Raw genomic sequence first — 12,987 nt, forward strand, 5'->3', positions numbered from 1 at the left:
GGCGGTTGCCCGCCTTTGCCGTATTCAACCCGTTTTCTATTTATACCGCCACTTCTTCCAATCAGAAAAAGTGGCGTGTATTTTTAGAGTGAGCGGGCGACTTCGATAATTTCGAAGATTTCCAGCTGGTCACCCAGTTGCAGATCATTGTAGTTTTTCAGACTTAAACCACATTCAAAGCCGGCCTTCACTTCCTTAGCATCGTCTTTGTAGCGTTTCAGGCTATCGAGCGTACCCTGATGAACAACCACGTTATTACGCAGCAAGCGAACACCCGCATGGCTGCGGATCAGACCTTCCATCACCAGACAACCCGCAATCGTGCCCACCTTGGAAACAGTAAAGACCTGACGGATCTCAACCATACCAATGATTTGTTCACGTTTTTCCGGAGCCAACATACCTGACAGAGCCAGTTTCACGTCATCAACCACATCGTAAATGATGTTGTAGTAACGGATATCCACGCCTTCTGCTTCGGCAAGCTTACGCGCCGCTGCGTCTGCACGGGAATTGAAACCAACCACCACCGCTTTAGAAGCCAGTGCCAGGTTAATGTCAGATTCACTGATACCACCCACAGCACTGTGCAGAATCTGTACGCGCACTTCGTCTGTAGACAGTTTTTGCAAGCTTTGTGACAACGCTTCGGCAGAACCTTGTACGTCGGCCTTGATGATGACAGGCAGATTGCGAACTTCGCCTTCTGTCATTTGCGCCATCATGTTTTCCAGCTTGGATGCCTGCTGACGAGCCAGCTTCACATCGCGGAACTTACCCTGACGGAACAGCGCAATTTCACGCGCTTTCTTCTCATCAGTCAGCACCATCGCGTCTTCACCTGCTGCTGGCACATCCGACAGACCCAGAATTTCAACCGGAATCGAAGGACCCGCTTCAGTAATAGACTTACCATGCTCATCGATAATCGCACGAACGCGACCTGATACCTGACCAGCAAGAATCACATCACCCTTACGCAAGGTACCAGATTGGATCAGCATAGACGCAACCGGACCACGCCCCTTATCCAGACGCGCTTCGATGATAATCCCTTTCGCAGGAGCATCTTCGGCAGCAGTCAGCTCCAGCACCTCAGCCTGCAGCAAGATAGAGGAAAGCAACTCATCAATGCCCAGACCTTTTTTGGCCGAAACATCAACAAACATTGCATCACCACCCCAGTCTTCCGGCACAACTTCGTGCGTCACCAGCTCCTGGCGGATACGTTCCGGATTAGCTTCAGGCTTATCAATCTTGTTCACTGCAACCACAATCGGCACACCGGCGGCTTTCGCGTGAGCGATCGCTTCAATGGTCTGTGGCATCACGCCATCATCAGCAGCAACGACCAGCACAACGATATCCGTCAGCTTGGCACCACGTGCACGCATCGCGGTAAACGCTTCGTGACCCGGGGTATCAAGGAAGGTGATCATGCCTTTCTCGGTTTGTACATGGTACGCGCCGATATGCTGGGTAATACCACCGGCCTCACCCGACGCCACTTTGGCGGTTCGGATGTAATCCAGCAAGGATGTTTTACCGTGGTCAACGTGACCCATTACTGTTACAACCGGAGCGCGTGGCAAGAGCACGTGCTCTACAACAGCGCCATCACCCAGATAAATTTCCGGGTCATCCAGCTTGGCGGCCATTGGCGTGTGACCCATGTCCTCGACGATAATCATCGCGGTTTCCTGGTCCAGCACCTGGTTAATGGTCACCATCATGCCCATCTTCATCAGGGCCTTAACCACTTCAACCCCCTTCACAGCCATTTTGTGCGCCAGATCGGTCACGGAAATCGTTTCCGGAACCATCACTTCATGCACTACTTTGTCAGTCGGGGCCTGGAAGCCGTGGGCATTATCCGGATTAGCGGCAACCTGACGGCCTTTGCCACCCTTCTTGCTCTTCCAGTCATTACCTGTATCGCCACCACGGCTGCGAATACCTTTCTTACCACGGCCATCACTCCATGGCTCTTTCTTGCCTGGCGCAGCAGCAGGCTTTTTATCGCCTGGTTTTGCTGCAGGAGAAGCACTGCTTGGGCTTGCGGCCGGTTTTGCTTTCGCTGCCGGAGCAGGTGCTGGCGCGGCAACCGGTGCCGGAGCAGGTACTGGGGCAGGAGCCGGTGCAACTGGCTCTGGCGCCTTCATTGGCTCATTGCGCGGCTTACGCAGCTCAACACGCATACCCACACGCGGACGATCCGGATGGCTGGCTTGTGAAGCGCCCGGCGAAGGACGTGTCACTGCTGGCGCAGGTGCAGCAGGCTTAGCAGCGACCGGAGCCGGAGCAGGTTTTGGCGCTGGAGCAGGTGCAGGCTGGGCAGGCTTAGCAGCCGGAGCCGGAGCAGGCTTCGCGACCGGAGCTGGCGCCGGAGCAGGTGCTGCAACAGGAGCCGGAGCCGCAACCGGCGTTTCAGCAGGCGCTTTTCCACCTTGCTTGGCGCGCATTTCTGCAGCCTGGCGGGCAAACAACTCATTCTGACGACGGGCCTGTGCTTCGCGGGATGAGCGCTCAGCATCATCGATCACTTGCCCTGCAGCAGCAGGAGCCGCAACCGGCTCAGCAGCCCGCGGCGCGGCAGCAATCACATCAGCAGCAGCCGATGCTTCAACAACACGCTTTTTACGCACTTCAACAGGAATCGACTTTGCTTTGCCTGTTGAGTCAGTTTTACGAATTTCAGTATTTTGCTTACGGATTACAGTGATTTTTTTATCACCATCACCGCCATGCTTCTTTTTCAGGTGATCGAGCAGACACGCTTTGTCGCTTGCAGTAACCACATCTACTTCACTCGATTTATTCACACCTGCTGCACGGAATTGCTCCAGCAGCTCTTGCGGTGCCATTTTAAGCTCTACCGCAAATTGGTTGACATTGAGTTCACTCATGCATTTCTCTCCCGAGCGTTAGGCGAACCAGTGCTCGCGCGCCTTCATGATCAGTTGCTTAGCAGCTTCTTCATCAATTCCGGTCATTTCTATCAGCTCGTCGACGGCTAGTTCGGCGAGTTCGTCTCGGGTATGAACCTCTTTATCAGCCAGTAAGGCAGCAAGTTCTGGTGTCATTCCCTGAAGGCTTTTAAGGTCTTCTGCCTGATGCTCAAGCTTTTCTTCGCGGGCAATGGCTTGCGTCAGCAAGGCATCACGGGCACGAGTACGCAGCTCATTGACGGCGTCTTCATCGAAGGCCTCAATTTCCAGCATTTCAGCAATCGGCACATAAGCCACTTCTTCTAACGTGGTGAAACCTTCTTCTACAAGAACGTCCGCCACTTCTTCGTCAACACCCAGCACATCAATAAAGAGCTGACGCACATTGGCGAACTCTTCCTGATGTTTTTGCTGTGCCTGGTCAACGGTCATGATATTGATTTTCCAGCCAGTCAGCTCGGCTGCCAATTTCACGTTCTGGCCACCGCGGCCAATGGCCATGGCCAGGTTATCTTCATCCACCACCACATCCATGCTGTGTGTTTCTTCATCAAGCATGATGGAGTTCACTTCAGCCGGAGACAGGGCGTTAATTACAAATTGCGCCGGATCCTGCGACCACAACACAATATCGACGCGCTCACCTGCCAGCTCATTCGTTACTGCATTGACGCGCGTACCACGCACACCAATACAAGTACCCTGAGGATCAACACGTGCATCGTTCGATTTTACCGCTACCTTGGCACGCGCACCCGGATCCCGCGCTACCGCCTTGATTTCAATCAGCTGATTTTCAATCTCAGGCACTTCCATTTCGAAGAGCTTGGTCATGAATTCGCTGGAAATACGCGACAACACCAGTTGCGGGCCACGACCCAGACGATCCACACGCAGCAGGAACGCTTTAACACGATCGCCTACGCGTAAGTTTTCCTTAGGAATCATCTGGTCACGCGGCAACACCGCTTCGAGCTTACCCAGCTCAAGAATGGCACTGCCACGCTCAATCCGTTTGATATTGCCTGAAACAATGAATTCGCTGCGCTGCAGAAAATCATTCAGATTTTGTTCGCGCTCTGCATCACGGATTTTTTGCAAAATCACTTGCTTGGCGGTTTGCGCACCGATGCGACCAAATTCAATCGCCTCAAGCTCTACCATCCATGTTTCGCCCACTTTCAGCTCCGGATCATATTCCGGAACATCAGTAATCGCGATCTGACGGGAAGGCTCTTCGTGATCATTGTCTTCAACCACTGTCCAGCAGCGGAAGCTACGATAATCACCGCTATCACGATCGATATCCACTTGGATATCCACGTCTTCCTCGTAGCGTTTTTTGGTCGCCGAAGCCAGTGCCATTTCCAGGGCACCAAACACGACATCTTTTTCTACGTTCTTTTCACGCGCCAGCGCGTCGACCAGCAACAGAATTTCCCGGCTCATCTCACTACCCCTCCGGCAAACAACCCGAACATTCTAGGCTGATTAGTTCTTAAAACTGCGGCTCCAGCCGCACCTTGTCGATTTGTGATTGCGGCAGGGATAGCTCTTGTCCATCGACTTCTACGCGCACCACATCATTTTCCAGCCCAAGCAAAACACCAACGAGCTTTTTACGTTTATCCGGTAACGGCAAACGCAGCTTCACTTTCACGACCTGCCCGGCAAAGCGAACAAAATCAGCTGCTTTTACAATTGGACGGTCCAGCCCGGGGGACGAAACCTCCAGCCGCTCGTAATTCACGCCTTCAACAATAAAAAGCCGCTCAAGGTGGTGGCTGACTGTAACGCAGTCAGTCACATTGATACCGCCTTCCTTATCTATAAAGACCCGAACCAACCCGTTTCGCGCAAGCTCCAGATCTACGAGTTCGTACCCGAGACCTGGCAGGGTGGTTTCCAGCACGTCCTGCATATTTGCTGCCATACATTCCTTTGCCACTTATCTGGCTAATTCAAAGGCAATATCCGCTTCATCCAGCCAAACATCGCTGTATATCCAATTGCATTTTCGCTGCAAATATCCACAATGACTTAGCCAGCGAATGCCGCCGCATTTTTCTGCAAAGCAGCACCCGGAACACGATACAGGATCGCCACAAACAAAAAATGGGCTGCAAAACTGCGCCCATTTCCTTACCACTTCTCCGGCCTTTTAACCGAAGAAGGCGGGATTGTAACAGAAACAATCATTTAACGAAACAGGGAACATAGATACTTGTTAGCTTGACGCTTGCACACTAGAGTAGTGAAATTTACGTGTAATACAAACCGAGGAAAGATAGATGGATCAAGCATGGTGGGCAAGCTATCAACCGGGTGTCCCCCGGGAAATTGACATGACTGAATTTGCCGCAATTCCCGCGGTGCTTGCTCGCTCAGTTGAGCGGTTTGGAGATCGCCCTGCATTTTTAAACATGGGCAAATCAATCACTTACACTGAGCTGGATCAACAATCCTCGGCATTTGCTGCCTATTTGCAGCACGATTTAAAACTCCCGCGCGGCTCCCGCGTAGCGGTTATGCTGCCTAATCTGCTGCAGTATCCTATCGCGATTTTCGGCATTTTGCGCGCAGGTATGGTGGTGGTGAATGTCAACCCGCTCTATACACCGCGAGAGCTTCAGCATCAGCTGAAAGACTCCGGCGCTGCCGCTATCGTGATCCTGGCTAATTTTGCCCACACGCTGGAAGAAATCCTTGGCAGCACCGATGTAAAACATGTATTGCTGACTGAAATTGGCGACAGGCTCAGCCTGCCCAAACGCCTGCTGGTGAATGCAGTCGTTAAACATATCAAAAAAATGGTACCGGCCTTCAACCTGCCGGGCCACACGCGTTTTAACGATGCAATCAGCGCAGGCAGCAAGAAAAAAGTACAGCCAGTTGATCTGAACCATAGTGACATTGCCTTCTTACAATACACGGGTGGTACAACAGGGGTCGCCAAAGGCGCCATCCTCACCCACGGCAATATTGTCGCAAACATGCAACAAGCCCACGCGTGGATTGCACCTTTAGTGAACGAAGGCACAGAAATGATCGTGACTGCGCTGCCGCTCTATCACATCTTTTCACTCACCGCCAACTGTATGGTGTTCTCTAAAATTGGCGCTACCAACCTGCTGATCACCAATCCCCGTGACATTCCTGGCTTCGTCAAGGAAATCGGCAAATACCCGGTCACCTGCATGACCGGTGTAAATACACTGTTCAATGCACTGCTTAACCACGCCGATTTTGCCAAACTGGATTTTAGCAAATGGAAACTGGCACTCGGCGGCGGCATGGCTGTACAACATGCGGTAGCAGATCGCTGGGTAAAAACCACAGGCGTTCGCCTGATTGAAGCTTATGGCCTGACCGAAACATCCCCCGCAGCCATGATGAATCCGATGAATCTGCCCGAATTTAACGGCATGATCGGCCTGCCGATTCCATCAACCATTGGCGAAGTGCGTAATGAAGAAGGCAAAGCATTACCCCCTGGCGAAGCGGGCGAATTATTTATTCACGGCCCGCAGGTGATGGCCGGCTACTGGCAGCGTCCCGACGAAACAGCCAAAGTGTTAGGCAAAGACGGCTTTGTCAGTACAGGCGATGTGGCCATCATGTCTTCAACCGGTTTTTTCCGCCTGGTTGACCGCAAAAAAGACATGATCCTGGTGTCTGGCTTTAATGTTTACCCCAATGAAATTGAAGATGTGGTTGCCAGCCATCCGGGCGTATTAGAAGTAGCCTGCATCGGCGTGGACGATGAGCGCTCTGGTGAGGCCGTAAAAATCTTTGTAGTAAAGAAAGACCCTAATCTCAGCAAAGACGACATTATTGCCCACTGCAGAAAGAACCTCACCAACTATAAAATACCGCGACAAGTGGAGTTTCGGGACAGCCTGCCCAAGTCAAATGTGGGTAAAATACTGAGACGCGAATTGCGCCCAACTTAAATGAGCTTTTCATGAATCTTTTGCCGTTTTTTAAACTGATGGCGGAGCGTAATGCTTCAGACCTTTTTCTTGCTGCTCAGTCGCCGATTGTGATCAAAATTGATGGCCAGTGTTACCCGGTCAACAATCAGGTTTTAGCCCCTGAGCATGTAAAGCAATTAGCCTATCAGTTAATGACGCCAGAGCGGATTGCCGAGTTTGAAAACACGCTGGAAATGAACTTTGCCTACCCTGTTGCCGGGGTAGGCAGTTTTCGGATTAACATCTTCAGAGCGCGCGGCTCAGTTTCCATGGTGGCGCGTTTTATTCGCAGCAACATCCCCTCTTTTGAAGAATTGCGTGTTCCTCCCATTCTGAAAGATCTGATCATGGAGAAGCACGGCATTATTTTGGTGGTTGGGGCAACCGGCTCGGGCAAGTCATCCACCATGGCCGCCATGCTGAATCATCGCAATGAAAACCATGCAGGCCATATTTTAACGATGGAAGACCCCATCGAGTTTCTGCATAAACACAAAAAATCGCTGGTGAATCAGCGCGAAATTGGGATCGACACCAAGAGTTATCATGAGGCACTGAAAAACGCGATGCGCGAAGCCCCCAATGTGCTGATGATTGGTGAAATCCGTGACCAGGAAACCATGACGCATGCAATGCAATACGCGCAAGCAGGCCATTTGTGCATTTCCACTTTGCACGCTAATAACAGCTACCACTCACTTTCCCGCATCGTCAATTTTTACCCGCAAGAATCACGCGAAGCCCTGCTCTATGATTTATCGTCTTCGCTCAAAGCCATTGTTTCGCAGCGGCTGGTAAAAAACAAAGAAGGCAAGCTGGTTGCTGCGGTTGAGGTGTTGCTCAACACCCCGCGTATTGCAGAACTCATCCGCGCCGGTGAGCTGAGCGATATCAAACAGGCTATGGAACAAAGCCTTTCGGAAGGCTCGCAAACCTTTGAACAAGCCCTTTATAAGCTCTATCGTAATGGCGAAGTTGAGCTGGATGAAGCACTGAAAAGTGCCGATTCGGCCACCAATCTCTCCTGGCTGGTGAACAACGCTCAGCCACTTACCGAGCACCAGAACAGCAAGCCAGACGACAAACCCGATGCCGCACCGGATATGTCTTTTGATATTTCACTGCATTAATCCGAGCCTGCCGCCGGGCATCTGATCCGCGCTGCCGGCACGATCCCTTCCGCTGTATTTCATCCTGCGGGCGATATCACATCGCCCGCACCGCCCCATTGTTGTAAAATCCCCCATCCCATAAGGAAGACAGCAGCAATGAAGCTCTATGGCATCCCCAATTGCGACACCGTTAAAAAAGCAAAAACATGGCTCAGCGGGCAGGGCTATGATTTTGAATGGCATGACTATAAAAAATCAGGCATCAGCGCCCCGCTTTTGGAAACATGGATTGCGCAAGTGGGCTGGGAAACCCTGCTCAACCGCCAGGGTGCCACATGGCGCAAATTAGACGACGCCACCAAGGCTTCAATCGACAATAAAGAGGCCGCAATCGCCTTAATGATAATGCAAACCTCAATCATTAAGCGCCCGGTACTCGACAACAATGGTACGATCACGGTCGGCTTCAAACCCGAAGTCTACGCATCACTTTTTAGAGACTGAACCACAGCAATGAACGACCCCACTCTTGCACTGACCCAACAATTATTACGCCAGGCATCTGTCACTCCAGACGATGCTAACTGCCAGAATATGCTGGCCGCCCGCCTCTCGGCCATCGGCTTTCGTATTGAGCATATGCGTTTTGAAGATGTAGATAATCTGTGGGCGCGCTTTGGCGACAGCGGCCCTGTGCTGGTCTTTGCAGGCCATACCGACGTTGTGCCTACCGGCCCGCTGGAGCGCTGGCACTCCGATCCATTCGCCCCCACCATCCGGGATGGCCATCTGTTTGGCCGTGGCTCAGCCGATATGAAAGCATCGCTTGCTGCTTTTGTAACAGCAAGCGAGCAATTTCTGGCAAAAAACCCCAATCCCAAAGGCTCGATCGCCTTTTTGATTACTTCCGATGAAGAAGGCCCTGCGCATCACGGCACGGTTAAAGTCATCGAGGCGCTGAAAGCACGCGGCGAGAAAATTGATTACTGCATCGTAGGCGAGCCCACGTCTGCCGAAGAATTTGGCGACACCATCAAAAATGGCCGCCGTGGCTCACTCTCCGGCCACCTGATTGTGCACGGCGTACAAGGCCATATTGCCTATCCGCATCTGGCAAAAAACCCAATCCATCTGCTCGCTCCGGCTTTAGCAGAGCTGGCCAGCACGGTTTGGGATACAGGCAATGAATACTTCCCGCCCACCACATGGCAGGTATCCAATATTCATAGTGGCACCGGTGCGACCAATATCATCCCCGGCACTATTGATGCTTTGTTTAACTTCAGATTCAGCACCGCCAGCACGGCCGACTCGCTCAAAGCCACAGTGCATGCCATTTTGGATAAACATCAGCTTGAATATGAAATTGACTGGGCACTCTCCGGCGAGCCATTCCTGACCGACCACGGCCAGCTGATCGACGCCATGCGCGATGCAGTAAGCGAAGTCTGCGGTAAAACCCCCGCCCTTAACACCGTAGGCGGCACATCAGACGGGCGCTTTATTGCTAAATACTGCCCGGAAGTGGTTGAATTTGGGCCGATCAACAAAACCATTCATAAACTGAATGAATGCGTGGCGATTGAAGATTTACCCAAGCTTTCCGCGATTTATGAGAAAGCGTTAGAAAAATTAATTGCTTAATTAAATACGCAATAAGGGCAAGCCCAAAGGCTTGCCCTATTTTCACATCATTGATTTTCAAACAAGGCATCAGCCTTTCAGCTTAATAAAATAGGCCATCACCCGCCAGCTATCATTCTTTTCCCGAAATGGCACAACCGTTTCAATGGCTTTTATTTTATTCTCAAACTGACTTTCATATTGCAAAACAAGGTAATCACCTTCGGGCAAACTGGGCACAGTGCGGGTGAATTCTGCAGACTTAAACCGGCGCGAAACCACCTTACCCAAACGGGCACGCACCGATACAGCCCCCTCCTCCCATTTACGTTTACTCATTGTTTCATGCAAATGATCAGAAAGCTGCTCCCAGCTGCGCGCGTAATCACCTTCATCCTGCAACCCCAGCCAGGACTTAGCCGCCTCATGCGCCTTTGCCACGCTCTCCGCCCGTACGCTGCCTGCAAAACCCAAAGAAATGCCGAACACCAATAAGATTGAAAAAATATACCGCACTGCTCACCTCCACTTCACATCTTTATTTAATATCCGGCCAAGATCAGCGGCTCACCCGCCGCAACATGCCTTCTAATGGCCCCTGCGAAAAAGACTTACGCCAGTAACTTGCAAACACCACTGCCAGCATACAAAACAACAGAGCACTCGATACTGAAAATGCTAAAGATTGATTTTCCAGCATACCCAGAGACTCCAGCAGCCCCATTCCCAAAATGACATGCGCCAGATAAAAAGTCAGCCCCAGCTGGCCCGTATATACAAAGGGCATCAGCCACGATTTTTGCCCAAACTTTTCCCCCATGGCCACGCAAAGCGTAATGATCACAATGGCACTGCCCGATGCACCGATAAAATACACCGGCAAAGGAGGCATAGGCACCGTACTGAAAAAAACCTCATAAGCCGAAGGCATACCCATCAGCAAGGCATAAGGCAGAAACAATACAATCAACTCAGCCAGCACTGCAGCAAATAAACCTAATAAAAACAAACGCTCACGCACAGCAACATGGCCTAAATTTTGCCGGCCGATCACCATACCCAACAATAAAAACCCCAGCCATGGCAAAACAGGATGAAAACCATTAAAAAGCAAATGGCGAATAAAACCGGGGACAGTCCACAAATCAGCATACGACAAGGTTTTCCAATCCCACGCCGTGCTGTAATTCAGCATAACAAACAATGTTGTCGAAATAATTAACAGCAAAACAATCAAAGCCAGGATAGAGCGGCTGGACAGCACCAGGCATAAAGTCCCCGCCAGGATATACATGCCATAATAATGCAAGATATCAGCAGGCCAGATTTCTATATATAAAAGCCCGAGCACAAATAAAAACCCTGCGCGCTTTAACAGCACTTTACGTATACCCGCCAATGCTACTGAATCACCCAAAAACTGCCGGGCAAGCAAAGACAAGCCCACCCCGGCCAAAATAACAAACAAGGCAGAAGCCCGGCCATCAATTACGTTGACGATATTAAGCCAGGCCGCGTTTTCACTGGCATGGGCATGCATGACTATTTTAAAATTAACAATCACCATCCCAAAAATAGCTAAAGCACGGGCCAAATCGAAACCCAGAATTCGTTGTTTCATTTCAACACTCCCGCATCAAAACCATTTGACTCAGAATGAATAACCCACAGCAAGAGAAGCAGAAGGATTCGTTTTTGATTCTGTCAAAGGGCTATTCTCAGCATTCTTCAATAAACGTTTCACACCCACTGATGAAGAAATTCCCCAATTTTTATCGAATTGATGGTTCCATGTCAGAGTTAAGCTGCCTGTATCAAAACCAGCCTCAGGCGAATACATTTTGTAACCAGAGGCCAGGCTTTGCGCTGCGGTTACGCCATAATAGGTTTGCGCATATTTAGCGTCGGCATAATGAGCAAAGGTGCTTATTGAAACTTGATTTGCTTCGGTCGTATAAACAGGCACAGCCAGCGTCACATGATAAGCGTTGCCATTTTCTCTGTGATTAAGCTTTAATTCTGCCCCCAGCGATAAATGCGCCACATCCCATAAATTAACACCCCCCTCTAAATTTAATAGCGCCGAGTTTTTAATATCGCCCATCCCCTTAAATTTACTTTTTGTATCGGAGATATTAGTAATATCATCCCCACGGCTGCCGCCATAAGCCAATGCAATACTGCCATCGAAAATGCCTTTTTCAGCCTGAAAGCCAATACCGCGCATGCCCGCAAAAAAACCATTTGCGGCCTGATAATCCGCATATAAGAGAGGGAATACCTTATTATTTTCTCCCCCCACAAACTCCGGCCCGTATGCCACCCCCACCGCAAGCGTAATTTTGGATTCATCTTTTGGCTGATCTGCCGCATAGAGGGGCGCAACCATGAACAGAGAAACTAAGGTAATAATATGACGCATCATGCCTTCCCGCTTTTTGAAAGTAAGCCATATTAAAGCCTGACTCTGTAAAGTTCCCCTATTAGCTGTCTATAAATTGTCGGTAAATTGTAAATAAGCAAAAGATAAATAAAGATGTATAGAAAGTGTAGATCTTTGCAATGAAGTGTCTTTCCCCAAGCCATCACTGGCAAGCGCTTGTACAATACCGTTGCATAACAAACCAAGGGTAAATAATGTTCAGGTTAATGCTGGTAGAAGATGATACTAAGCTGGCGGCGCTCATTCAGGAGTACCTCAGCAGCTATGAATTTTGTGTAGAGATCATTGGCCGAGGGGATACTGCCCTCGCACACTTCAAAGCAACAGAGCCCGATATTATTGTGCTCGATCTGATGCTGCCAGGCTTAGATGGCATGGTGGTATGCCGACAGATTCGTGAAATCAGCAGCGTGCCTATCTTAATACTGACCGCACGCGAAGACATGTTTGATGAAGTCTCTGGCCTTGAGCAAGGTGCAGATGATTATGTAAACAAGCCGATCCAGCCCCGCATTCTTTTGGCCCGCTTACGCGCACTATTGAGACGCGGCACAGGAAAGCAAAGCAGCTCCAATACCCCGCTCAGCTTTGGTGATCTGGAAATATCCAAGACCGACCGCAGCGTACGCTGGAAAAATGAAAACGCTACTTTAAGTAATTCTGAATTCAAACTATTGCTCTTACTGGCCGAATCCGCTGGCCGTGTTTTATCACGCGATGATATTTTAAAATCCATGCGCGGCATTGAATTTGATGGCATGGACAGAAGTATCGACAATAGTATTTCGCGTTTACGCCGCAAGTTTAATGATCACGATTCAGAAAAAATCAAAACGGTCTGGGGCGAAGGCTATTTATTCAGTCCTTCAGCCTGGGAGTAAGCCTCA

Annotated in this window: 11 protein-coding genes; 5 read left to right on the forward strand and 6 right to left on the reverse strand. The window is 50.3% G+C overall.

What is annotated here, in order from left to right; genetic code table 11:
- Positions 1 to 83: 83 nt before the first annotated feature.
- Genes infB through rimP form a run of 3 tightly spaced genes read right to left on the reverse strand, consistent with a single transcriptional unit; the run spans position 84 to position 4,881 of the window.
- Positions 84 to 2,906, reverse strand: a complete 2,823-nt coding sequence (infB, locus tag HA050_RS08500; RefSeq protein ID WP_166824617.1) for a translation initiation factor IF-2 — start codon at positions 2,904 to 2,906, stop codon at positions 84 to 86.
- Positions 2,907 to 2,924: 18 nt separating this feature from the next.
- A complete protein-coding gene (nusA, locus tag HA050_RS08505) occupies positions 2,925 to 4,397 on the reverse strand; it encodes a transcription termination factor NusA (protein WP_099399234.1) in 1,473 nt (490 codons plus the stop codon).
- A gap of 49 nt (positions 4,398 to 4,446) precedes the next feature.
- Positions 4,447 to 4,881: a ribosome maturation factor RimP gene (rimP, locus tag HA050_RS08510; RefSeq protein WP_099399233.1), complete on the reverse strand. Its 435-nt coding sequence runs from the start codon at positions 4,879 to 4,881 to the stop codon at positions 4,447 to 4,449.
- 358 nt (positions 4,882 to 5,239) lie between these two features.
- Between rimP and HA050_RS08515 the strand changes: the two genes are divergently transcribed.
- The 4 genes from HA050_RS08515 to dapE all read left to right on the forward strand — a co-directional run bounded on the left by HA050_RS08515 (position 5,240) and on the right by dapE (position 9,678).
- Positions 5,240 to 6,901: an AMP-binding protein gene (locus tag HA050_RS08515; RefSeq protein ID WP_166824619.1), complete on the forward strand. Its 1,662-nt coding sequence runs from the start codon at positions 5,240 to 5,242 to the stop codon at positions 6,899 to 6,901.
- 11 nt (positions 6,902 to 6,912) lie between these two features.
- Positions 6,913 to 8,052 (forward strand): PilT/PilU family type 4a pilus ATPase, encoded by a 1,140-nt coding sequence (locus HA050_RS08520; protein ID WP_166824621.1) that lies wholly within the window; start codon positions 6,913 to 6,915, stop codon positions 8,050 to 8,052.
- 138 nt (positions 8,053 to 8,190) lie between these two features.
- Entirely contained in the window at positions 8,191 to 8,538 is a 348-nt protein-coding gene (locus tag HA050_RS08525) for an ArsC family reductase (RefSeq protein WP_166824623.1), read from the forward strand.
- Between the two features lie 9 nt (positions 8,539 to 8,547).
- Entirely contained in the window at positions 8,548 to 9,678 is a 1,131-nt protein-coding gene (dapE, locus tag HA050_RS08530) for a succinyl-diaminopimelate desuccinylase (protein WP_166824625.1), read from the forward strand.
- 69 nt (positions 9,679 to 9,747) lie between these two features.
- On the opposite strand, the gene HA050_RS08535 is transcribed toward dapE, so the two are convergent.
- From HA050_RS08535 to HA050_RS08545, 3 genes are read right to left on the reverse strand one after another with little or no spacing between them, the layout of a single operon-like run.
- Positions 9,748 to 10,173 (reverse strand): DUF4019 domain-containing protein, encoded by a 426-nt coding sequence (locus tag HA050_RS08535; protein ID WP_166824628.1) that lies wholly within the window; start codon positions 10,171 to 10,173, stop codon positions 9,748 to 9,750.
- 43 nt (positions 10,174 to 10,216) lie between these two features.
- Positions 10,217 to 11,278 carry a DUF418 domain-containing protein gene (locus tag HA050_RS08540; RefSeq protein ID WP_166824631.1) on the reverse strand — a complete coding sequence of 354 codons (1,062 nt, stop codon included), beginning with the start codon at positions 11,276 to 11,278 and terminating at the stop codon, positions 10,217 to 10,219.
- 30 nt (positions 11,279 to 11,308) lie between these two features.
- Entirely contained in the window at positions 11,309 to 12,082 is a 774-nt protein-coding gene (locus tag HA050_RS08545) for a MipA/OmpV family protein (protein ID WP_166824634.1), read from the reverse strand.
- Positions 12,083 to 12,294: 212 nt separating this feature from the next.
- Here HA050_RS08545 and HA050_RS08550 point away from each other — a divergent pair, with 212 nt between their 5' ends.
- Positions 12,295 to 12,981 carry a response regulator gene (locus HA050_RS08550; RefSeq protein WP_205836361.1) on the forward strand — a complete coding sequence of 229 codons (687 nt, stop codon included), beginning with the start codon at positions 12,295 to 12,297 and terminating at the stop codon, positions 12,979 to 12,981.
- Positions 12,982 to 12,987 lie beyond the last annotated feature (6 nt).

This window comes from Iodobacter violaceini (assembly GCF_011601265.1).
In the GTDB taxonomy this organism is placed as follows: Bacteria; Pseudomonadota; Gammaproteobacteria; order Burkholderiales; family Chitinibacteraceae; genus Iodobacter; species Iodobacter violaceini.

Coding starts and splice junctions, on each gene's coding strand:
- HA050_RS08515 (WP_166824619.1), top strand. CDS start 5,240: ATGGATCAAGCATGGTGGGCAAGCTATCAACCGGGTGTCCCCCGGGAA.
- HA050_RS08550 (WP_205836361.1), top strand. CDS start 12,295: ATGTTCAGGTTAATGCTGGTAGAAGATGATACTAAGCTGGCGGCGCTC.
- infB (WP_166824617.1), bottom strand. CDS start 2,906: ATGAGTGAACTCAATGTCAACCAATTTGCGGTAGAGCTTAAAATGGCA.
- HA050_RS08525 (WP_166824623.1), top strand. CDS start 8,191: ATGAAGCTCTATGGCATCCCCAATTGCGACACCGTTAAAAAAGCAAAA.
- dapE (WP_166824625.1), top strand. CDS start 8,548: ATGAACGACCCCACTCTTGCACTGACCCAACAATTATTACGCCAGGCA.
- HA050_RS08520 (WP_166824621.1), top strand. CDS start 6,913: ATGAATCTTTTGCCGTTTTTTAAACTGATGGCGGAGCGTAATGCTTCA.
- rimP (WP_099399233.1), bottom strand. CDS start 4,881: ATGGCAGCAAATATGCAGGACGTGCTGGAAACCACCCTGCCAGGTCTC.
- HA050_RS08540 (WP_166824631.1), bottom strand. CDS start 11,278: ATGAAACAACGAATTCTGGGTTTCGATTTGGCCCGTGCTTTAGCTATT.
- nusA (WP_099399234.1), bottom strand. CDS start 4,397: ATGAGCCGGGAAATTCTGTTGCTGGTCGACGCGCTGGCGCGTGAAAAG.
- HA050_RS08545 (WP_166824634.1), bottom strand. CDS start 12,082: ATGATGCGTCATATTATTACCTTAGTTTCTCTGTTCATGGTTGCGCCC.